This window comes from Streptomyces sp. NPDC001056 (assembly GCF_053598955.1).
In genome coordinates, this window is record NZ_JBSFLI010000004.1 from 129,039 (window position 1) to 150,302 (window position 21,264).

At 71.4% G+C, this 21,264-nt stretch carries 15 protein-coding genes and 2 pseudogenes; 10 read left to right on the top strand and 7 right to left on the bottom strand.

The features are described from left to right. Positions 1-101: 101 nt before the first annotated feature. Positions 102-2,333 (bottom strand): N-6 DNA methylase, encoded by a 2,232-nt coding sequence (locus tag ACWDD7_RS07020; protein WP_450456630.1) that lies wholly within the window; start codon positions 2,331-2,333, stop codon positions 102-104. A 253-nt stretch (positions 2,334-2,586) separates the two neighbouring features. Here ACWDD7_RS07020 and ACWDD7_RS07025 point away from each other — a divergent pair, with 253 nt between their 5' ends. The 3 genes from ACWDD7_RS07025 to ACWDD7_RS07035 all read left to right on the top strand — a co-directional run bounded on the left by ACWDD7_RS07025 (position 2,587) and on the right by ACWDD7_RS07035 (position 8,346). Next, entirely contained in the window at positions 2,587-5,985 is a 3,399-nt protein-coding gene (locus ACWDD7_RS07025; RefSeq protein WP_450456631.1) for an ATP-dependent DNA helicase, read from the top strand. A 681-nt stretch (positions 5,986-6,666) separates the two neighbouring features. After that, positions 6,667-7,275, top strand: coding sequence for a hypothetical protein (locus ACWDD7_RS07030; protein ID WP_351866954.1), 609 nt, complete (start codon positions 6,667-6,669; stop codon positions 7,273-7,275). Positions 7,276-7,731: 456 nt separating this feature from the next. Beyond that, positions 7,732-8,346: a hypothetical protein gene (locus ACWDD7_RS07035; RefSeq protein ID WP_450456632.1), complete on the top strand. Its 615-nt coding sequence runs from the start codon at positions 7,732-7,734 to the stop codon at positions 8,344-8,346. Positions 8,347-8,991: 645 nt separating this feature from the next. On the opposite strand, the gene ACWDD7_RS07040 is transcribed toward ACWDD7_RS07035, so the two are convergent. Continuing rightward, positions 8,992-10,125 (bottom strand): GlxA family transcriptional regulator, encoded by a 1,134-nt coding sequence (locus tag ACWDD7_RS07040; protein ID WP_450456633.1) that lies wholly within the window; start codon positions 10,123-10,125, stop codon positions 8,992-8,994. Between the two features lie 69 nt (positions 10,126-10,194). On the opposite strand from ACWDD7_RS07040, the pseudogene ACWDD7_RS07045 reads away from it, so the two are divergent. Then, positions 10,195-11,217 (top strand): annotated as a pseudogene (locus ACWDD7_RS07045) (NADP-dependent oxidoreductase). A 603-nt stretch (positions 11,218-11,820) separates the two neighbouring features. Here ACWDD7_RS07045 and ACWDD7_RS07050 read toward each other — a convergent pair. The 5 genes from ACWDD7_RS07050 to ACWDD7_RS07070 all read right to left on the bottom strand — a co-directional run bounded on the left by ACWDD7_RS07050 (position 11,821) and on the right by ACWDD7_RS07070 (position 16,781). After that, positions 11,821-12,693 (bottom strand): polysaccharide deacetylase family protein, encoded by an 873-nt coding sequence (locus tag ACWDD7_RS07050; protein ID WP_450456634.1) that lies wholly within the window; start codon positions 12,691-12,693, stop codon positions 11,821-11,823. Then, on the bottom strand, positions 12,690-13,643 hold the full coding sequence (gene speB, locus ACWDD7_RS07055; protein WP_285555533.1) for an agmatinase: 954 nt from the start codon (positions 13,641-13,643) through the stop codon (positions 12,690-12,692). The genes ACWDD7_RS07050 and speB overlap by 4 nt, the downstream gene beginning before the upstream one ends. Further along, positions 13,640-14,371 (bottom strand): SDR family NAD(P)-dependent oxidoreductase, encoded by a 732-nt coding sequence (locus tag ACWDD7_RS07060; protein ID WP_450456635.1) that lies wholly within the window; start codon positions 14,369-14,371, stop codon positions 13,640-13,642. Before ACWDD7_RS07060 ends, speB begins: the two co-directional genes overlap by 4 nt. An 89-nt stretch (positions 14,372-14,460) precedes the next feature. After that, positions 14,461-15,186, bottom strand: coding sequence for an SDR family NAD(P)-dependent oxidoreductase (locus tag ACWDD7_RS07065; protein WP_450456636.1), 726 nt, complete (start codon positions 15,184-15,186; stop codon positions 14,461-14,463). Beyond that, entirely contained in the window at positions 15,183-16,781 is a 1,599-nt protein-coding gene (locus tag ACWDD7_RS07070) for an amino acid permease (RefSeq protein WP_450456637.1), read from the bottom strand. Before ACWDD7_RS07070 ends, ACWDD7_RS07065 begins: the two co-directional genes overlap by 4 nt. A gap of 190 nt (positions 16,782-16,971) precedes the next feature. On the opposite strand from ACWDD7_RS07070, the gene ACWDD7_RS07075 reads away from it, so the two are divergent. The 6 genes and pseudogenes from ACWDD7_RS07075 (at position 16,972) to ACWDD7_RS07100 (ending at position 21,025) form a co-directional block, all read left to right on the top strand. Further along, positions 16,972-18,507, top strand: coding sequence for a PucR family transcriptional regulator (locus tag ACWDD7_RS07075; RefSeq protein ID WP_450456638.1), 1,536 nt, complete (start codon positions 16,972-16,974; stop codon positions 18,505-18,507). 167 nt (positions 18,508-18,674) lie between these two features. Next, positions 18,675-18,833, top strand: coding sequence for a hypothetical protein (locus ACWDD7_RS07080; protein ID WP_450456735.1), 159 nt, complete (start codon positions 18,675-18,677; stop codon positions 18,831-18,833). Between the two features lie 13 nt (positions 18,834-18,846). Beyond that, positions 18,847-19,592 (top strand): annotated as a pseudogene (gene acnA, locus ACWDD7_RS07085) (aconitate hydratase); the annotation flags it as partial. 68 nt (positions 19,593-19,660) lie between these two features. Further along, complete coding sequence (locus tag ACWDD7_RS07090; protein ID WP_351866974.1) at positions 19,661-19,990, top strand: cupin domain-containing protein; 330 nt, start codon at positions 19,661-19,663, stop codon at positions 19,988-19,990. Then, positions 19,987-20,562 carry a DUF488 domain-containing protein gene (locus tag ACWDD7_RS07095; RefSeq protein WP_450456639.1) on the top strand — a complete coding sequence of 192 codons (576 nt, stop codon included), beginning with the start codon at positions 19,987-19,989 and terminating at the stop codon, positions 20,560-20,562. The genes ACWDD7_RS07090 and ACWDD7_RS07095 overlap by 4 nt, the downstream gene beginning before the upstream one ends. A gap of 196 nt (positions 20,563-20,758) precedes the next feature. Further along, positions 20,759-21,025 carry a hypothetical protein gene (locus ACWDD7_RS07100; protein WP_450456640.1) on the top strand — a complete coding sequence of 89 codons (267 nt, stop codon included), beginning with the start codon at positions 20,759-20,761 and terminating at the stop codon, positions 21,023-21,025. The last annotated feature ends 239 nt before the right edge of the window (positions 21,026-21,264 follow it).

The following is a 21,264-nucleotide window of genomic DNA, read 5'->3' on the forward strand; positions in this document are numbered from 1 at the left end:
AATGTCCCAACCCCACCGTCCGGTCCGAGCCGGGCCGAGTCGATCGGCCAGCCGGCCGGGACGGTCCGACAAGTGTGGTCTATGCGTGACAGGACGCGTGCCTAATGGGGTGAATCGCCACCCCGTCCGCCCGCCTTCGCAGGCTCCGCCGCCCCCGCGGGCTCCCGCGACGGCAGCAACTGCCCGCCCGTGAGCCCGCTCGCCAGCAGCCGTGCCGTCTCCTCCGCCAGCCGTGTCGCCCGCCGGGCCTCCGCCCGCAGTTCGTGCACGTGCCGGAACGCCTTCCCGTACTGCCGCTGCTCCTCCAGCGGCAGCAGCGGCACGCGCAGTCGGCCCGGGTTGACCGTCAGGACGGTGCTGCCGGTCGACGCGCCCACGATGTTCTCCTCCGCGCCCAGGAACCCGGCGAGGAACCAGGGGTCCAGGCGGGCCGGGTCCGGACGGAAGAGGTGGACGTGGGGGCCGAGCAGCGCGCCGGCGTCCGCCTCGTCCGCCACTCGGGCCATCGGGCCGTCCGTGCCGGCCACCGCCCGTACGAGGACGTCGCCGACGGCGATCACGGGTGCCGTGTCGTCGTACAGCCCCATCGGGTCCCCGCTGGGGCCTGACCCGGTGGCGATGTCGGAGCTGGTGAGCACCGGCCGCGTCTCGGGCATGCCGCCCCCGCCGGTCCCGCCGCTCGCGGCCTGCGCGCGGGTGCGCACGCTGTCGGGCAGGTTCCGCAGCAGGGTGAGCGCTCCGCCGCGCGTGAGGTCGGACGCCGTCGCCGTCCGCCACGGGCGGGCCGTGACGCCCGCGGCGCTCCACCCCTCCTGACCGGCCGTCCGCCCGAGGGACTTCGCGGCCTCGACGAGACTCCGGCGCGCGGCGTCGACCTCGGCCGACAGCTTCGCCGGGTCGACCTCGGCCCGTGACGCCCGTACGAGTCGTGGCGGCGTCAGGTCCACCACGTCGTCGAGCAGGTCCACCACGCCGACGGCGCGCGCGACGCCGGGCTCGCCCTCGAACGTGTCCGGGCGCTCGGTGAACGCCCGCCAGGCGTTCAGGGCGCGCGCCGTGAGCCCGTCCCAGTCCAGGGCGGCGGACCTGCTTCCGCCCCGCGTCCGCGCGGGCACCGCCGTGCCGCCGGGCCCGGCCGCTGTCGCCGGTGTTGCTGTCGTCGTGTCGACGAACAGGACCGACTTGCGTTCGGGGCCGCCCGGTTCGGGTCGTTGCAGGAGCCAGATGTGGAGGCCGATGTGCAGGGGTACCGACGCGCCGGGCGGCAGGGCGATGACCGCGCGGAGGGCGCCGCTGCGGACGAGTTCGGCCCGTACGCGGCGGCCCGATGCGCGGCCCGCGGTGGCCGGCGGGAGGAGCAGGGCGGCGTGGCCGCCGGGGGTGAGGTGGGAGAGGGCGTGCTGGACCCAGGCCAGTTCGGGTTCGGCGCGGGGCGGTACGCCGTAGGCCCAGCGGGGGTCGTAGGCGAGTTCGTCGTGGCCCCAGTCGCGGTCGCCGAAGGGTGGGTTGGACAGGACGGCGTCTGCGAGGAGGCCGGGGAAGGCGTCGGCGCGGAGGCTGTCGGCGGCGCGCACCGTGACCGTGGCCTCCGGGGCCGTCAGCGTCAGGCTGACGGCGCTGCGGCGGGCCTGCACGGGGAGGGTGTCCTGGCCGTACAGCTCGCTCGCGCCCCGGCGGGCTGCGGCCGCCAGGAGGGTGCCGCTGCCGCAGGCCGGGTCCAGGACGCGGGCGGGGGTGCCGGGGATCAGGCGGGCGAGCAGGCCGGCGAGCGGGGGAGGGGTCTGGTAGGCGCCGGAGGCGGCGCTGTCCTCCAGTTCCCGTTCCGCGAGCACGGCCAGGGCGGCCTGGCCGCCCTCGTCGCGTACACACGCGTACAGCGCGCGCAGCACCGGCGCGTCGGCCGGCTCGAAACGGGCGGCGGGCTGCGTGGCCGGTACGGCGTCGGCCGCTGCGGCCGCGTCGAGCCGGGCGCGGGCGGCGAGGTCCGCGTCCGGCAGCCGCACGGCGGCCGTCAGATCCTCCGGTGAGCGGCCGGCCGCGGCGAGGACGAGCAGCAGCAGGTCCTCCGGTGTGCCGCCGCCGTCGTGTGTGTGCAGGCGCAGGGTGGTGCGCAGTTCCTCCGCGGGGCTCGCGGCCGAGGTGTGGCCGCGGGAGGCGAGCCAGGAGCGCACGGCCTCCAGGTCGTACAGCGGGCTGCTGTCCGTGCCGCCGGACGGTACCGGGAAGTCGTCGTGCCGACGGCGCCAGTTGCTGACCGTGGCCCGGGTGACGCCCGCGATGCGGGAGATCTCGGCGGCGGTCACCTGGGCGGGTGACGCGGATGACTGGGGCATGGGTGGAGTCCCTGGGCCTCTCGGGAGCGGACGTCAACAATCTACAGCACCCGTCAAATCCGTCGAGGCGTTTGACAGTGCTTTCACTGGCCTGCTTATCTGGTTGCGCTTGCTTCGGGGGAAAGCGTGAAACGGCCTCGTCCGAGAACTGATCCACTGACTGTTCGTCACTGTCCGGTTTCTGATAGTTGTTTCAGCGGGGTACGGGCCTATGCCCGTGGCGGTGTTCCCAGGCACCGCAGGGAGGACGCACATGAGCACCACGACTCGGGACGAGGTCCTCGCCGGCGAACAGCGGGCGGTGGACCACGCGTACGACTGCTACACCAGGAAACTGGCCGAACTGAGCGGCACTTCGGCCGCCACCGCCTCGGCGAGCGGCAAAGACGGAATCGCCAACCGGGCCGGGGCCGAGGCTCACGCAGAGGCATACGGGGGGCTCGGCGACGAAGCCCTGGTATTTGTCCGCGTCGACGCGCCGGAGGACCCGGGAGGAGACCCCCGTCCCTGGTACATCGGGCGCCGCGGCGTGCGCGACGCCTCGCACGAGCCGGTGGTCCTGCTGTGGACCAGCCCCAAGGCGAAGAAGTGGATCGAGACCCGGCCCGAGAACCCGGGCGAGGTGGTCCTGCGTCGGCAGCTCCGTTGCGTACGGCAGATCGTCGAGGGTTACTTCGACGAGATCTCCTTGCCGATGCCTGCTCCCGTGCCCTTGGCCGTACCCGAGCCTGCCGCCGTACCGGAGCCTCGTAAGGCCGCCGACGACAGCGTGGCGGGGGAGACAAAGGCGCCCCCCGCCCCGGAGAGTGCGTCGGCCCCCACGCCCGGCGATGTAGTACGACATCAGCGGCGGAAGGCGCTCCAGCCGGACGACTTCCTGCTGCGGGAGCTCCAGCGGTCGCGTGGCGGCCGGATGAGGGACATCGTCGAGACCATCCGCCGTGATCAGATGGAGCTGGTCACCGGCTCGCCCTCGGACATCCTCGTCGTGCAGGGCGGCCCTGGTACCGGCAAGTCGGCGGTCGGTCTGCACCGAGTGACCTGGCTCGTCAACAACGAGCACTTCAAGGCCCAGGACATCCTCGTCATCGGCCCTCATCAGCGGTTCCTCGACTACGTCGGTCAGGTCCTCCCCACTCTCGGCACCCGGGACGTCAACGCCGTCCAGCTGGATCGGCTGTGGGAGGGCGAGATTCTCGGTGCCGACTCGCCGAAGGCGCGTCTCGTGAAGTCGGACGAGCGCATGGCGGCTGTCCTGCGGCGTCGCGTTGAGAGCGACTACCGACCTGAGGCTCTCGATGCCCTCACCGTCGACCCTTCTTTCGAGGGCGATGAGCCCGCGATCGTCGTCACTGCCGGTAGTACGACCCTCCGCGTGCCCAAGTCCGAGGTCCTCGCCATCCTTGACCGGGCCCACGCCGGCGACGGGTCCTTCCGGGAGCGGCGCGACCGTTTCCGAGGCCTTTTCGTCGACCGGCTTCTCCAGGAGCTCGCCGACATCGCCCCACGTCGCGGGCAAACCGGCACGATCCGCCGTGACCTGGAGCGCAACCGCCGGGTTGAGCGTCTCGTCGAACGTCTCTGGCCGTCCCCCGGCCCCCGGGAGGCCCTGCGCAGCCTCTACGACTCGGCCGACCTTCTGCGGAACTGCGCCGACGGCATCCTCGACGAGGACGAGCAGGCGGCCCTGTTGCGACCCCGCGCCGCCAGCGCCGACGCCGACCCGTGGACCCTCGACGACCACGTCTGCCTCGAAGAGCTCAGCCTGCTGATCAGCGGCGATACCCCGCCGAGATACGGCCATATCGTCGTGGACGAGGCTCAGGACCTCACGCCCATGCAGGCCCGCTCCCTGCGGCGTCGCTGTGCCGTGGGCGGCTCTATGACCGTCCTGGGCGACCTCGCGCAGGCGACGGGTGCCCACATACCGACGAGCTGGGACCTGCTCGGCGCACTTCTCTCCGACCACGGCGACTGGAGCGTGGCTCAGCTCACCACGAGCTACCGCGTTCCCGCCGAGATCATGGAGTTCGTTGCTCCGCTCGCGCATGCGATCGCTCCGGCCCTGCCGTACCCGCAGGCTGTCCGGGAGGCGGGAGCGGACGCCGTACAGACTGTGGCGACCGAGCCGTGGAAGCTGCTCGACGACACCGTCGCCCATGTGGCCCGGCTGATGGACACCAGCGATGGCAGCACCCCCCGCTCTGTGGCCGTCGTCGTCCCTGACGACTCGGACTGGCTGGACGTCATCAGCCGCAGGATCGCCGAGGACGGCGACATCGGTGAGCGGAACGGCAAGGCTGTCTCCGTACTGGCCGCGGCTCAGGTCAAAGGCATGGAGTACGACCACGTCGTGGTCGTCGAGCCCGCCACGATCGCCGACCGCGGCCCCGCCGGTCAGCGCCAGCTGTACATCGCCCTCACCCGCAGCACCCAGAGCCTGACCGTCCTGCACACCGCCCCGCTGCCGGAGGCGCTCACTGGCGCCGGGGACGCCCAGGCTCCGACGGTGCCCGAGGCCGAGTCGGAGGGTGGCGGAGCCGGAAGGCTTCCCCGGATCGGCACCGACGTCCGGGTCGAGGTCGTGGACCGGGCCCCGGGCGGTCGCTTCAAGGTCAAGCCGTTGTCGCCGGTGATCGACCGTCCGCTCGTCCTCACCGTCCGCCATGGGTCGGTTCCCCCGCTGCGGGGGGAGAAGCTGGACTGCTGGGTGTTCGCCAACGAGACGACCCAGACGGTGCTTGCCGCCGACCAGCGTGGTCGGTCGCCCGTTTCGGAGCGGATGGCCGGGCGCTACCTCGCGGCACTGGACGTTCTTGGAGAACTGACCGAGAGCGGCAGCGACGTCCCCGACGCCCGCAGCCGTCTCTCCGAACTCCAGGGCATGGCCAACCGCATCCTTCGACGGGACCAGGCCGACTGGGTCGACGTGCTTCACCTGTTCGGCGATCCGGACAGAGAACGACTCGGAGTTCTTCGCGACCTCGCCGCGACGACCAACCGCGCGCTCAAGGAGGGCACTTTCGACGCGGGCCGGCTCGCGGAGGGGTTGGCGGCTTCCGGCTGGGCGGGGCCCCTTGCTGACGCGCGGCGAGAACTCCAGGAGCGCTTCGGCATGACGACGAAACCGAACTCCGACGGCGCGGTCCCCGCCACCCCGACGCAAGCCGACCAGAAGGAAGAAGTGCAGATGACCACCGCGGACACCACCGCCACAACACCAGCTGCGACCGCGAAGGACGGCTTCCTTCGCGCGCTGGAGACGGCCGCCGGCACCGACCGCGCGTGCAAGAAGCACGAGGCGGTTCGTCACGCGCTGAAGGCATCACTCCTCTGGGCGGACCTCCAGCCGGCCGACTCAGTGATCGTCGACGTCAGCTGCGTCACCCAGCACGGTCTCTTCCTCTACGAGGCCTTGGGCGCAGGCTGCTCCACCTATGCGGACCTGCGATCGGGCGCGACCCGTCTGCTCGAGATCAACCACACGCTGCCTGAGCCGGCTGACGGCCTCTACCTCGTTCTTGCCGAACCGCCTGCTGAGGACTGGTCTGTAGACATGATCCGCGACATCTTCCGTGTCCATGTCATCTGGCGCAGCCCGACCGGCTGGGGCGGCGAGAACGCAGACGTCGTTCTTGGAGCCTCTGGATGAGTTCCCCGCCAGGTGGCCGATGCGCCCGCCGCCTCTCAGTGCCACTGGCGGTCGGACGCCGGGCGTGGGCCGTGGGGGCGGCCGAGCCGGCCACGTTCCCGGATGCCCGGGAGGAGCTGCGCGGCGAGGCCGGTGCGTGGGAGTGGTCTACCTGGGCAGTCGAGAGCTACCTGGGCGCTCTTGAAAAGGACAGTCAGCCGCAGGCCACCTCTTCATGTGCCGACTTGCGGCTGACGCATGGCGTACGCGGACTTCGCGTAGCCGCGGTAGTAGGCGACTTCCGGTTCGCGCTCCATCCAGATGCTGCCGGTGGGGGTCTCCGTTGTTGCGTTGTCGGACCAGTCGCTCTGTTTCCGCTGCGCTCTTCGAGAGGCACGACGAATGGATCCCCTTACCTCGCAGCGACCTCCCCGAAGGCGATATGGGTGATATCCGCCGATACTCTCTTTTGGTTCCTCCGTGCTACCCAACGCACCGCAATGCAACCGCCAGTTGATTCCCAACACCAGGACGAGGGACACTACCTGGCGGATGCGTGTTCCCGGCCGAGCGGCGCTCGCTTCGGTATCCTCCCGTGCAGGTCATCGCAGGCCATTTACCCAAAGAGTACTGGGCAGTTGACCTCACGGTTTCGTGGTAGCGTCCTTGTTCGGAGGGACAGTGCAACCTGAAAGGGAAATCGTGAACACGGAGAAGATCGCCGCTCGCCGCCTCTCGTTGGAAGAGGTGACGAAGCTCGGCGTGAACGACAGGATCTTCGTTTCCGCCGACACGGCAGAACTCAAGCTTCCCGACTGCTATGTCCCTGCTTTTCTGACCAAGTCCGGTGAGGATTTCGAGGGCGGTTCGATCACGGCGAGAACCGTATTCCAGGAAGAGGTCTCCTGCCTTCCCGACGACGAGAATGAAGCCGGAATCTACTTGGCCGACGAGAACGGCTCGGTGACCATCGAGGTCATCCGGTCCGCCGGCGTCGTGCTGGACCTGGCGCTTTTCGTCCCTGGTGGGGACAAGGGGGCCCTCACGGCCCTTTACGCCGCGGCCCGGCAGGCGTTCGGCGCCGACGTCGTGCAGATCTGGCGCCAGGGCCTCAAGGAGGTTCCCGACGTGAAGGTCGACATCTTCGAGGAGCAGATTCCCCGGGGTCGCAAGGGGGGCGACAGCCCCAAGCGTGACCGTCGCGCGATCGACACCTACCCCACCCGTGCGGACTTCATCGAGTTCTCCCCGGGGTGGAAGCCGGTCGTCGAGATTCACAGGCCGGTTGTTGACGACACCCCGACCATCTGAGGCGGCGTTACCTCTCGGTCTCGGCCTGAGAGAACACCGAGAATGCATCCGCCGGACCCGGTCGACCCCTGAGCGGTCCAGGGAGCCATTGGGAAGACCAAGATCAAAGCCTGAGGTTATTCTGCGGCAGCCTCAGGCTTCGGCGTAGTCGATTGACGTCCATTTCGTGCTCGGGCGAGGCCGAGGAGCGTGACGGGTCGGCGGGCGTCACGCGCATTGCGGCGACGGCCGGAGGCGATGTTCTTCGCGCCGTTCAGTCGCAGGGCGCCGACCGCGGGGTTGCGCCAGGTCGCCGGCGCGGGGTGCGCTGTCGGTCCGTCACCGCGCCCGCGGTCAGGTCGAGGCTCGGGGTAGGTGTACGAGCACAGCAGGCTCCCCGGGTTGTCGTTCACGACGTGCCCTCGACTTCGAGATCGCCCGGCCGATCCACGTCGACAAGGCCGCCACGTCACGCAGATGGTGGCCGTCTCCCTCGGGATGGCGATGGAGACGACCGACCACGATCCGCAGAAGGCCGCCGAGCGCGACCGGATCGCCGCCAACCGCACCCCCGAGGAGCGGGAGGCCCAGAAGCGGCAGGCGTTCAAACCCCAGCCGAAGTTCGACCAGGGCGTGGTGGTTCGCACGCCGCTGCCGACGTTCAAGACGCTGCCCGACCGCGATGTGCCCCGCCTGGCCGGGTCGATCTTCCCCCAGCCGACGGCCACCGACGCCGACGGCGTCGAGATGCTGCTCGACGACGCGACCGGACAGGGCTGGCGGATCCTCACCTGGAACAACGACCCGACGGCGTTCCTGTCGGGCCCCCGGCGCGCCGCGCTCGACCGGCTCGGCGCCCGCCTCGTGCAGGTGGTGCCGAAAGCGCAGTTGCCGTGGGCGCGCAAGCATGCCACGGCCGGCGTCACCGTCATCGGCGACCTCGGCGGAGAGTCGGGCCTGCAGGCCTGGTTCGACGCGCGCCCGGTCGGCGCCGCCATCATCCGCCCCGACCATGTGATCGCCGCCGAGTGCCTGGCCCAGGAGCTCGACGACGTCGTTGCCCGGGTCCTCGGGGCCGCCTGCATCGCGTAATCCCGGTACGTCCCGGAGAGAACCCCGAACACGACGGAGGGTTGATGGCCGATCCGAGCGAGGCGGCCCCGATCGACGACGTGTACCGGCGTGACGAGCGAAATCATCGCCGCCGGCGTTGTCCGGGAGACCCTTCGGTCGATCAGGATCACGAGGCCGGTCGGGTCCGGCGCGAGCACTTGGATGAGCTGCCGTACCAGCAGGTTCGCCGCGTCGTGGCCCTCGGTCGCCCAGCAACCGGGCGGGCGGCCGTACCGCTTGCGGAACGCCTGGGCGACGGAGCGGACCTGAGCCGCGCCGGGCCCGATCGCTCCGGCCACGACCGTCCGGCCCGCCGCGCTCTCCTCGGCGGCGAACCGGGGGGTCGAGCGCGGGTTCGGCCGCGTACTTCGGCCCGCCGGAGCCGGCCGGCAACAGGCGTTGTGGCCGGTGGCCGGACCATCGACAGGTGATCGACGGGATACTGCACCGGGTGCGGACCCGGTGTGCAGGGGCGGGACCTGCCCGAGCGGTTCGGGCCGTGGAAAGCGGTCTGCGAACGACACCGGCTGTGGTCGGCCGACGGGTCCTGGGAGCGCCTCCTTCAGCAGGTCCGGGCTGAAGCGGACGCGGCCGGTGAGGTCGACTGGGACATCTCGGCCGACTTCACCACCGTGCGCGCCCACCAGCACGCGGCCGGCTCGCAGCAGATCCTGAGGCTTCCCTGGCCCAGCCCGCGGCCGGACCCGAGGCACGGAACGTGCGCCGGTAGGCCGAAGGGGAGACCCCCGCTTCGGCCGCCAGGTGCCGCCGCAGCGAGGTGGCGGTGGCGAAGCCGACCTCGTGGGCGACCCGTTCCACCGGCAGGTCGCTGGACTCCAGCAGGTGCCGTGCCCGCCGCAGCCGCTGCTGGGTCAGCCAGCGGACGGGGCTCAGACCGGTCTCCTCCCGGAAGCGCCGGGCGAAGGTACGGGTGCTCATCGCCGCGTGCGCGGCCAGGTCGTCCAGCGAGAGCGGCAGGTCCAGCCGCTGCAATGCCCAGTCGCGGGTCGACCCTGTGCCGGTTTCGCCCGTCGGCGGCAGCGGCCGCTCGATGTACTGCGCCTGCCCGCCGTCCCGGTACGGCGGCACGACGCAGCAACGGGCAACGTGGTTGGCCACCTCGCTGCCGTGGTCCCGGCGCACGAGGTGCAGGCAGACGTCGACACCGCTCGCCGCCCCCGCAGAGGTCAGCACGTCACCGTGGTCGATGAAGAGCACGCCGGCGTCCATCTCGACCTGGGGGAACAGTTCCTGGAAGTGGTCGGCGAGCGCCCAGTGGGTGGTGGCTCGGCGCCCGTCCAGGAGACCGGCGGCCGCCAGCAGGAAGGCGCCGGTGCAGATGGACACCAGACGGGTGCCGGGGCGGACGCGGGACAGGGCGGCGAGGGCCCGCGGGTCCGGGGCGGTGGCCGAGGCCCGGGAGATCGCGTACGGAGGGATGACCACGGTGTCCGCCTCGGCCAGCACCTCGGGACCGTGCCGGGGGGTGACGGTCAGGTCCGCGTCGGTACGCACGGGCTGCCCGTCCACGCTCGCGGAGAGCACCTCGTAGCGGCCATCGGCGGAACCCAGGACCCGGTGCGGGATGCCGAGTTCGAAGGGGTAGACGCCGTCGAGGGCCAGGACGACGACCTTGTGGGAGCCAGGCCGGGGGGCGGGGTGCATCCAGCGGTCCAGCTCCGCCGCGCGCTCGGCCAGGTCACAAGCCCGGAAGGGCGCGACGGCCGCGGGGCGGGCGGGGGGAGTGTCGATGGGCATGGCAAGAATGTATCGGAGGCTGACTTTCTTGCCATCGCCCCGGCCGGACCGTACAGCCAGGATCGAGGCATGACTTCGACGGAGACCCCTGAGAACCTCAACTCCCCGAACCCGGCCGCCACGGGCGCAGCGGACCCCGCCGCCTCGAACGGCGCCCCGGTGATGCTCGCCCTGCACCAGACGGACCTCGGCGGCCCCGAGGTCCTGCAGATGACCGAGCTTCCGCGGCCCACGCCCGGCCCCGGCGAGATCCTCGTCGCCGTGCACGCGGCCGGACTCAACCCCACGGACTTCAAGCACCGCGCCATGCGAATCTTCCTGCCGCCCCCGCCGCTGACCCTCGGCTGGGACGTCTCCGGCACAGTGGTGGAGACCGGCTTCGGCGTGGCCCTCTTCCGGCCCGGTGACGAGGTGTTCGGCATGCTGCCCTACCCGTACGGGGCCGGCTCCCACGCCGAGTACGTGACCGGCCCCACCCGCGCCTTCGTCACCAAGCCGGCCGGGATCGACCACGTTCAGGCGGCCGCTCTGCCACTGGCCGCGCTCACCGCCTGGCAGGCCCTCGTCGAGACCGCCGACCTCCAAGCCGGGCAGCGGGTGCTGATCCACGCAGCAGCCGGCGGCGTCGGTCATCTCGCCGTACAGATCGCCAAGGAGCGCGGCGCACACGTCACCGGGACGGCGAGCGCCCCCAAGCACGGCTTCCTGCGCGAGCTCGGCGCGGATGCCTGCATCGACCACCGCGCTGAAGACTTCACCGACACCGAGGAGCGCTACGACGTCGTGCTCGACGCCCTCGGCGGCCAGACCGCCACCCGGTCCGTGAGCGTGCTGCGCCCCGGCGGCGTCCTCATCTCCCTGCTGCCGGGCGCCGAGGACACCCTGGCCGCGGCGGAGAAGGCACAGGTCCGCGCCGTCACCCTGCTCGTCGAGCACGACTAGGCCGGGATGCGCGCCGTCGCCGAGCTCGTCGACCGGGGCAGGCTCCGCGCCCACGTCTTTGCCACCTTCCCCCTCGCCGAAGGCGCCCGCGCCCACGTTCAAGGAGAGACGGGTCGCACCACGGGCAAGCTGGTCATCACCGTGCGCTGAGGCGGGAGGGCCCGGGGATCGTTCCCGGCCTTCGTGTGAATGTCCGTGATCGCGCGCACGGATGAGCTGGGCGCTCATCGCCGAGCGCACTTCGGACGCTTCGAAGTCATGTGCGGTACGGCCGAATGGGCCGTAGGCGTGTGCGCGACGGACGGCTTCCGAACGGCGGACGCAGCGGCGGTCGTCCCGCCGCAATCGGCCCTGCCTGCGTGGACGCGGGATCAAGGCAACCATCCCGGTCCCCGCAGACCGCGTCCGCAACCGGCAGAAGCGAGGGTCCCGCGGCGGTCGTCCGTCGAAGTTCGACCTCCGAGCGCAGCGCGCCGCCGTACCGGCGCTGCGGATTCGACAGCCCGGACGAGCTCCTCGAACAGCCCGTCGAGCCCAGCTGAGCGAACCCATGCAGAAACTGCGCGGACGATACGAGGGCACCCAAGATCAGTCTGTGACGAACGACTTGGACACCCTCGCGACCGCACCCGACGGATCAGTTCGGCGGCCGTGCGCAGCCGCTTGTGCAGCCGGGCTCCTTCCGCCCCGGTGACGGTGCCGCCATTCGGGGGGGGCGATCCCCGGCCGGTTCCTCGCCGCAGCCGGCTCGTGTCACAACTGCGGGTCGGGCCGGTCCACGACGCGGGGCGGCAGCGCGAGCGAGCGGGTGTGCCGGGCGATGTCGGCCAGCGGAGCGAGCCAGGTGTCGGCGCAGCCTGCCACGCGTTCCACGAGTTCCTCCAGCGCGGCGGCCCTGGACGGGCGGCCGCTCAGGAAGGGGTGCGTCGTGAGGACGAAGCAGCCGCCCTCCTTTCTCATCGCCTCGAACTCCAGGGTCCAGATCTCCAGCGCCTTGCGAGGGCTCTCGATCAGCCCCGTCCCGGAGATGTCCGGCAGGTAGCAGTACTGCTCCCAGTCGTCCAACGCCCACTGGACGGGGACCTCCACCAGGGAACGGCCGCCGGGGACGGCCAGTTCGTAGGGCGTGTCGGCGTCCATGAGGCTGCTGTCGTAGAGGAAACCCCGGTCCGCGAGCAGGCCGGGCGACCGGTGGGTGATTTCCCACATGGGCGCCCGGTAGCCGACGGGCCGTACCCCGGCGACCTCTTCGAGCGCGTCGAGCCCCTTGTCCAGGAAGGACGCCTCGGTCGCGGCGTCGGTACCGGTGAGCGGTTCGTGCAGATAGCCGTGGTGGGCGATCTCGTGTCCGGCCGCGACGATGGCCCGCACGGTGCCGGGGTGGCGGCGCGCGGTCCAGCCGGGCACGAAGAACGTGGCTCGGACGCCGTGCCGTTCCAGCATGCGCAGGAGGCGGGGTACGCCGACCAGCGGGCCGTACGACTGATGACTCATCAGCGACATGCGGTCGGCGGCCTGCGGGTGGGTGCTGAGCACGGCCGATTCCGCGTCCACGTCGAAGGTGAACGAGGCGGCGGCCCGCTTGCCCGCAGGCCAGGTGACCGGCGGGGCGGGGGCGGGGGTCACGCGTCGGCCCCGGGGCGCAGGGCGGCCAGGGACACGAACTCGTAGGCGAGGTTGGCGGCGGCGACACAGGTGATGTCGGCGTGGTCGTAGGAGGGTGAGACCTCCACGACGTCGGCGCCCACCAGGTTCAGCCCGCGCAGGCCCCGGAGAATGCCGAGGAGTTCGCGGCTGGTCAGCCCGCCGGCCTCCGGGGTGCCGGTGGCGGGGGCGTGGGCCGGGTCGAGTACGTCGATGTCGACGGAGACGTACAGCGGCGCGTCGCCGATCCTCTCGCGCAGCAGCGCCACGACGTCGGCGACAGTGAGCCGTTCGAAGTCGGCGCAGTGCACGATGGTGAAGCCCAGTTCGGCGTCGTCCGTGAGGTCCCCAGGGTCGTAGAGCGAGCCCCGGATGCCGACGTGGGCGCTGGCCCCCGGCAGGAACAGTCCCTCCTCCGCGGCGCGGCGGAAGGGGGTGCCGTGCGTCAGTGGGGCGTCGTAGTAAGTGTCCCAGGTGTCGAGGTGGGCGTCGAAGTGCACCAGGGCCACCGGACCGTGCACCCTGTTCATGGCCTTGAGCAGCGGATAGGCGATGGTGTGGTCACCGCCGAGGGTCACCAGCCGGGCACCGTCACTGATCAGTGCGTGGGCGCTTTCCTCGATCTCCTTGGAGGCGGTGGCGATGTCGTACGGATTGCAGGGCAGGTCGCCCGCGTCGACGACCTGCTGACGGCCGAAGGGCAGCACGTCGAGTGCCGGGTTGTAGGGCCGCAGCAGGCGTGATGCCTGGCGGATGTACGAGGGGCCGAAGCGGGCGCCCGGCCGGAAGGTGACCCCGGCGTCGAAGGGCACCCCGGCGACGGCCACGTCGTAGCCGTCGACGTCCTCCAGCCGGGGCAGCCGGGCGAAGGTGGTCAGGCCCGCGTAGCGGGGGCTGGTCTGGCCGTCGGTCTGGCCGACGGGCGGGGTCATGCGCGGCACCGGCTGGTTCCTCCGTTGATCTGCAGTGTCTGGCCCGCCAGGGAGCCGATACGAAAGTCGGTCAGAAGAGCGACGGCCGCCGCGATCTCCTCCGGGCGCCCGATCCTGCCCAGCGGGATGCCGGCGGCGTAGGAGCGGCGCATCTCGTCCAGGGACAGGCCGGCCGCTTCGGCGTCCACCCGCAGTTGCGGGGTGTCGGTGACGCCCGGGGCCACGGCGTTGACGAGGATGCCCTGGGGTGCCAGCTCACGGCCGAGGTTCTTGGTGAGGGAGATCAGCCCGGCCTTCGATGCCGCGTAGGCGGTGGCCCCGGGCCAGCCGGTGACTCCCCACTCCGAGGACACCACCACGATGCGCCCGCGCCCGCGGCGCCGCATCCCCGGCAGCACGGCCTGGATGACGTGGAAGGTGCCGGTCAGGTTGGTGTCGACGACCTTCCACCAGTCGTCCTCGTCGTGCGTGGCGAGGTCGCCCATGGTCATGTAGGCGGCGTTGCACACCAGGACGTCGATGTCGCCGATCTTCTCGCCCAGCCGTGCCACGAGGCTGCGGACCTGGGCGCGGTCGCTGACGTCGGCGGGCGCGCACACGCCGCCCACGGCGGCCGCCGCCTCGTCCAGGCGGGGCCCTGGTACGCGGTCGTTGACGGCGACGAGGGCCCCGTCGGCGGCCAGCCGTGCCGCGATGGCACGACCGATGCCCTGGACCGCTCCCGTCACCAGGGCACGGGTTCCGACGTGCGGGCGCTTGGACTCGGTCGGTGGAGCCCCGGCCGGTGAGTTCACGGCCGGTGGGGTCCGGGTCGGCATCAGATCACCGCTCCGCTGTTCGGGGAGAGTACTTCTCCGGTGCAGAATGTGCCCTCGTCGAGCAGGAAAAGGACACAGGACGCGATCTCCTCCGAACGCGCGAGACGCCTGGTGGGCAGCGTCTCCAGATAGGCGGGGGCGCGCCAGGGCGAGTCCGGGGCGAGCAGTGGCGTGTCCGTGGGACCGGGCGCGACGGCGTTGACCCGGATGCCCCGAGCGGCCGTTTCGGCGGCGAGGCTGCGCACGGTTCCGATGACGGCGCCCTTGGCCGCCGCGTAGTGGGCTCCGTCCTCGCCTCCTCCGATGGCGAGTTCGGAGGTGATGGCCACGATGCTGCCGCCCCCGCGCTCCGTCATTCCGGGCAGCAACGCGCGCACCGGATTGACCAGCCCCCCGAGGTGCACCCGGAGCATCCGGGTCCACTGTTCGGGTGTGATGTCGTCGACGGCGGTGGCCTCGTAGTGGCCGGCCGCGGTCACCAGGGCGTCGACCGGGCCGAGCCGGGACTCGGTCAGGCGGACCGCTTCCCGCACCGAGGCCGGGTCGGCGACGTCGGCGGTGAGCGTCAGGGCGGTCGACTCCCCGGAGGAGCTGTGCAGGTCGAGGCCCGCGACGAGCCATCCGGCCTGTGCGAGGGCGGCGGCGCAGGCCGCTCCGATGCCGCTCGCCACGCCGGTGACCAGCGCGGTACGGCGCCGGGATGGTTCGAGGAATGCTGAGCTCATGGCTGCGCGGGCTCCTCGGCGGTGGACGGTTCGGCGGCGACGGGGGGCGCCTGCCTCGGAACCGCCACGGGTTCCGGCGCGGCGGCCAGGCGTTCGGCCAGCGGCTCCCTCATACGGGAGCGGACCGACAGGAAGACGACCACACCGACGGCGGCGAGGATCCCGGTGGTCAGGACCATGCTCCAGCGCAGGTACCACTCCTGGCCCATCGAGGCACGGGGCCAGGCGATGTTGACGGTCTGGGCGATCGTCCACAGCGCGGCGAGCACCGTGACGGGGGTGCCCCACCGGCCGAGGCTGAAGGCGCCGGGCCGCCAGGTGCCGCGCAGCCGGGCGATGAGGGCTCCGACGACGGGGATGGCGAAGGAGACCTGGAAGCCCATGGTGGTGAAGTTCACCAGCACGCTGTACAGCTCGGATCCCGCGACGAGGGTCAGGACTCCGGCCACCAGGGCGGTCAGCGCGATCGCGTTGACGGGCAGGCGTTCCGGGCCCGCGAGCCGGGCCAGCCAGCGCGAACCGGGCAGCGCGTGGTCCCTGGCCGAGCCCCACAGGCAGCGGGAGACGGCGGCCTGCACGGCGAGGAAGCTGGAGACGAAACCGATCACGAACATCAGCAACAGGGGCCGCCCGACGGCCTCACCGAGATGGCTGGTCAGCGTGTACGTCACCGGGTCGCCGGTCTTCTCGGCCATCACCCTGCCGAGGTCCGGGATCGAGAGGATGATCGCCATGCTGGAGAACATCACCAGGGCGGCGACGGACAGCAGGGCCAGGATGATCGCCTTGGGCACGTTGCGCTCGGGGTTCTCCACCTCCTCGGCGATCGCCCCGGCCGACTCGAAGCCCACGAACGACCAGCCGACGAAGGCGACGGCGATGAGCATGGGGCCGCCGAGCCAGGAGCCGGTGCCCTGGGTGCCGAACCCGTCGAAGAGCACGCCGACCGGGTTCACCCGGTGGAAGAGGAGCAGATAGGTGCTCAGTCCCACCGAGCCGACGATCTCGCACAGGATGCTGGCGATCACCATGACCTTCAGCACCTTGCGGCCGATCATATTGGCCAGGCTGCCGATCGCCAGGACGGCCAGCGCCGTGCCCGCCGTCTGCGCCCGGCTCGGTGCTTCCACCCCGAGCGCCTCAAGGAGGAACCCGGACGCGCCGTAGGCGAGGGTCGACAGGGCGATGGTCAGTCCCCAGGCATAGGCCCACGCGGCCGCCCAGCCCCAGGACGCGCCCCGCACGTGCCGTGCCCACTGGTAGACGCTGCCGGCGAAGGGCCAGCGGGAGGCCATCTCCCCGAAGACCAGGGCGACCATCAGCTGGCCCGCGAGCACGACGGGGAACGCCCAGAAGAACGCGGGACCCGCGGTGAACAGACCGAGTGTGAAGATCGCGTACAGGGCGACGATCGGCGACACGTCGGCGAAGGCCAGGGAGAACGCGGAACGGAAACTGAATCCACGGTTGAGCTGTTGCTCTCCGGCTCCGGCTCCGGCTCCGGCTCCGGCTCCGGCTCCGGCTCCGGCTCCGGCTCCGGCTCCGGACGCGGGAGCGCCGTCCGCACCCGCCACCGCTGGTGATCTGTTGCTCATGGGGTAGCTCCTCGTGTCGTCACTGGTCCTCGGTGCGAGGGTGGTCTGCGGTGGTGAGCAGTGTGATCGTGCTGGGGCCACCCGATCCACGAGGCGATCGCAAAGTCCGGGGATTGCTCTTTGAACGATCACATAGGAGTATTTCGGCGAAGAAACAAGCCAGGGGAAGTCAGGTAAGCCGGGGGCGATCATGAGGACGAGCGTCGCGGACCTCCTAGGGCTGCCCCACCTGCGCCTGAGCCTCTTCGCCGGCGGTGAAGGGCTCGGCCGCACCGTGTCCTGGGCGCACGCCTCCGACCTGGACACGGCACGGGACTGGATGGCCGGCGACGAACTCCTGATGCGCAACGGGTTCACGATGCCCTCCTCCGGTCCCGAACAGGCCCGGCTGCTGCGGGGGATCGCGGACGCCGGGGCCAGCGGCCTGGTCATCGGTGAGGATCCGCGTACGCCCCCGCTGCGCAATGAACTGGCCGTGGCCGCGGAAGCCTGCCGCGTGCCCGTCCTGATCGCCCCGTACGCGGTCAGCTTCGCGGCGATCTCGCGGGCCGTCGCCGACGCCAACTCGCGCGCGGACGCGGCACGGGTCGCCCAGGTGGAGCGCGTGTACGCCGCGGTGCGCGACGCTCTCGGCGGCACTCCCAGCGAGTCACCCGTCGTCCGCGTGGCGCGGGAACTGGGGTGCCGGCTGCACCTGCTGGACCCCCGCACCGGCCACCCGCTGGGCGCCTCCCGGCCGGAGCCCGCACCCGAACTGGTCCGGGCCGTGCTCGACGCCGTGCGGGAGCGAGACGGGAAGATGCCGGGTGTGGTGCACCTGCCGCTCCCCGGCGGGGCCCGTGCGCTGATGGTGGAGATCCCGGCCGCGGAGCCCACCGTGCTGGTCGCCGTGGACCTGCCCACCCCGGCGTCGGACACCTCGCTGCTGCACCACCTGGCGACCGTCGCGGCCCTTGAGGTCGCGCGGCACAGCATGACGATGGAGCACCGGCGGCGCATCGGGGCCGAGTTGCTGGCCCACATGCTCGATGCGCGGACCGACGAGGCGACCGCGGAACGGGAACTGGCGGACTTCGGGCTGGAACCGTCGGGCTGCGTGCTCGTGGCCGTACGGCGTGGCGACTGGGCCGGGCAGCGCGATCTGCACCTCATGTTGGAGCGGCACTGCATTCCCTGGCTCCTGCTCAGCCGGGCCCCGCTGCTGTACGCGCTGCTACCGGACGAGGACGACGCTCTGGCCGCCGTGCGCCGCAAGCTCGGGGACTCGGCGGTCTTCGGCATCAGCGACCCCCTCGGCACCACTCGGCGGATACCCGCCGCGCAGCGCGAGGCCATGTGGGCACTGACGGTGGCGGCGTCACGGCCCGACCGAAGCGCCCGCTACGGCGACGACCACGGGTACACCGTGCTGCGCGGCGTCGACGAGGCGCGCCGGCAGGTGGAGCGGACCCTGGGTCCCCTGCTGGCGTACGACGAGCGGCACGGCACGGAACTGGTGGCCTCCCTTGAGGCGTTCCTGCACTGCCGCCGGTCGTGGCAGCGCACGGCGGCGGCGCTGAGCGTGCACAAGCAGACCGTGATGTACCGGATGCAGCGGGTCGAGCAGATCACGGGCCGCACCCTGGCCGAGACCGCGGACCTGGCCGAACTGTGGCTCGCGCTGCAGGCGAGGGAACTGCTGGACGGCCCCTCCCGGCGATGGCCCGCCGCGCACGAACCGGACTGACCGGGCCCCGCCCGCCCCGGCGAAACGGACCGCCCCGCCCGCCGCGACACGAACTCGCCCCGGAAACGGTCATGTGACGTCACGTCATCATGGGAGCGGCATATCGTGGCACGGGGGTTGACCTTGGGGAAGTCACTGAACGCCTGAAGCCGTTCGGAGATTCGGATGTGACGATCAGCCAGTTCGGCGGTGCGAACAAGGCCTACCTGGAAGTTGGATTTCCCGACAGCCTCTCCGACATGCAGCGCGCAACGCTAGAGGGGCAGATGTCGGAACTGCCTGGTGTTGGCAGGGTCGCTCTGTGTCCGGTGCGCGACTGCGGATGAACAGGAACCTGTCCAGCCCCCGTTCTTCGAGCACATCCGCCGCCAGCCCGATCCGGTGCGCGACATCGGCGGCGCCCGGGTGCTGGCCGTACTCGGCGACTTCGTCACCACCGTCCATATCTCCCCGGTCGGCGCCACCGAAGCCGACTCCCCCGCGGGTGCGTACCTGCGCGAACACGGGGTTGAAGCAAGGGACTTCAACTTCTACGGCTCCCGACGCCGCAACCACGAAGTCATGAACCGTGACACCTTCGCCAACATCCGCCTGTGCAACCAGCTCGCCCCCGGCGCCGAAGGCGGCTTCACCCGCCACGTGCCCACCGGCGAACAGACCACCATCTTCGGCGCCGCCACCCGCTACGCCTCCGAGGGCACCCCGCTACTGGTCATCGCCGGCGAGGAGTACGGCTCCGGCTCCTCGCGCGACTGGGCGGCGAAGGGCACCGCCCTGCTTGGCGTCCGGGCCGTCCTCGCCGGGTCCTTCCAGTGCATCCACCGCTCCAACCTCATCGGCATGAGCGTCCTTCCCCTCCAGCTCGCCCCGGCGAGAACCGCGAAACGCTCGGCTTGACGGGCGAGGAGACCTACACCATCCACGGCCTGGCCGACCTGCCCCACGAGGTCACCGTGACCGCCGAGGGCCCTGCCAGCACCATCCGCTTCACCGTACGCCTGTGCATCGACACCCCCACCGAGGCCGACTACTACCGGCACGGCGGCATCCTGCCCTACGCGCTGCGCGCCCTCCTGCCGTCCTGACCCTCCCCGGTGGACCTCCACGGAGGGGCACCGGGACACCGGGGCGGTGACGCTGCCACACTCTCCGCATGCAGAAGTTCTCCCTGGAGGCACGGGCCCGTGAACAGCTCGAACGCGCCAGAGCCAACCCGGCCGGCCGTAGCGCCGAGACCGTCTACGGCGGCCACGAGCACCACCTGCGCCAGACCCTGCTCGCGCTGACGGCCGGCACCGAGCTGGCTGAGCACGACAGCCCGGGCGAGGCAACCGTCCTGGTCCTGCACGGCCGGGTCCGGCTGCTCAGCGGCGACGCCTCCTGGGATGGCATGGCCGGGGACCTGCTGGTCGTGCCGCCCGCCCGGCACAGTCTGCAGGCCCTGGAAGACGCCGCCGTCCTGCTCACCGTCGCCAAGGCGTGACGCCGCCGTCATCGGGGCCGCACGAGGCACCCGGCGGCGCCCCCGCCCGCGGACCGAGGCTGCTGACCTTCGGCCACGGGACGGCCGACCGCGCGGAGCTGACAACCCTGCTGCACGGCGCGGGAGTGCGCGCGGTCGTGGATGTCAGAACGGCCCCCGGCAGCCGCCGCAACCCCGACGCGAGCCGGCAGGCACTGTCCACCTGGTTGCCCGAGCAGGACATCGACTACCGGTGGGAGCGGCGCCTCGGCGGCTTCCGCAAGACGGCTCCGGACTCGCCCGACACCTTCTGGGAGAACGACTCCTTCCGCGGCTACGCCGGCCACACCCGCGAGCCGGAGTTCCTGGCGGCCATGGACGACCTGCTGAACCAGGCTGCCACCGCCGTGACCGCCGTGATGTGCGCCGAGACCCTGTGGTGGCGCTGCCACCGCCGGATCATCGCCGACTTCGCCGTCCTCATCCGGCACACCCGTGTCGAGCACCTCGGCCACGACGGCCGGCTGACCGAGCACCACCCGACCCCGGGTGCCCGGGTCCGAGCGGACGGCCTGCTCGTCTACGACCGCTGAAAGCCAACTCGCTCGTCATCTGAGTGGGCAACAGCAGAACCCGCACCGCGACAGAAGGTACGGCCGCTCAGGAGACGGGCATCAGCGGTCAGCTGACGATGGTGCCGCAGAACAGCAGGGCGGCCATGTCCTGGATCTGCATCTGCACCTGGTCGACGCCGCGTGGATCGTCACCCCGTCATCGAGCTCCGAGCCGATGCTCGGCGTCTGGCCCGGCCTGCCCGGACGGCCGCACGTCATCCACTCCGCGCGCGACTGGCTGACGAAGCTCCAGCCGGTGGCCGGCGGCTTCGGCGTGACCACGGTGCCGTCCGCGCTCTCACCGGTGCTGCCGCCCGGGGTGAGCCTGCTGCGCGTCGACGGCGCGCCTCCCGAGAAGCGCCGGGTGCTCGTGGCCCGCCTCTCCGGTCACCCGGCCCCGGCGATCACGGCCGTCACCCGGGCGTTCATCGCGACCGCCTGAACAGCCGTCGACCAGGGGCCGGCCCACGTCGGCGCCGGTGTGTGCCTGGGGACCATGGCCTCCGGCGCGAAGGGGGAGTCGAGGCTTCCGGTGCAATTTGTTTCAGCAACTTGCGGATGTGCCAGCCGCTGGCCTGGCGCTGGTCGCCGCCCTGTCCATGCCCGAAGCCCGTGAATCTGATCCTGCGAAAGCTCTTTACGCCCCTGTGGCGAGCCGGTAACTTCCCGGCGTGCAAGAGC

Excerpts from the sequence above, each read along its gene's own strand:
- ACWDD7_RS07020 (WP_450456630.1), bottom strand. The coding sequence starts at position 2,333 with ATGCCCCAGTCATCCGCGTCACCCGCCCAGGTGACCGCCGCCGAGATC.
- ACWDD7_RS07100 (WP_450456640.1), top strand. The coding sequence starts at position 20,759 with ATGCTCGGCGTCTGGCCCGGCCTGCCCGGACGGCCGCACGTCATCCAC.
- speB (WP_285555533.1), bottom strand. The coding sequence starts at position 13,643 with ATGACCCCGCCCGTCGGCCAGACCGACGGCCAGACCAGCCCCCGCTAC.
- ACWDD7_RS07070 (WP_450456637.1), bottom strand. The coding sequence starts at position 16,781 with ATGAGCAACAGATCACCAGCGGTGGCGGGTGCGGACGGCGCTCCCGCG.
- ACWDD7_RS07035 (WP_450456632.1), top strand. The coding sequence starts at position 7,732 with ATGGTGGCCGTCTCCCTCGGGATGGCGATGGAGACGACCGACCACGAT.
- ACWDD7_RS07065 (WP_450456636.1), bottom strand. The coding sequence starts at position 15,186 with ATGAGCTCAGCATTCCTCGAACCATCCCGGCGCCGTACCGCGCTGGTC.
- ACWDD7_RS07040 (WP_450456633.1), bottom strand. The coding sequence starts at position 10,125 with ATGCCCATCGACACTCCCCCCGCCCGCCCCGCGGCCGTCGCGCCCTTC.
- ACWDD7_RS07025 (WP_450456631.1), top strand. The coding sequence starts at position 2,587 with ATGAGCACCACGACTCGGGACGAGGTCCTCGCCGGCGAACAGCGGGCG.
- ACWDD7_RS07090 (WP_351866974.1), top strand. The coding sequence starts at position 19,661 with ATGCAGAAGTTCTCCCTGGAGGCACGGGCCCGTGAACAGCTCGAACGC.
- ACWDD7_RS07075 (WP_450456638.1), top strand. The coding sequence starts at position 16,972 with ATGAGGACGAGCGTCGCGGACCTCCTAGGGCTGCCCCACCTGCGCCTG.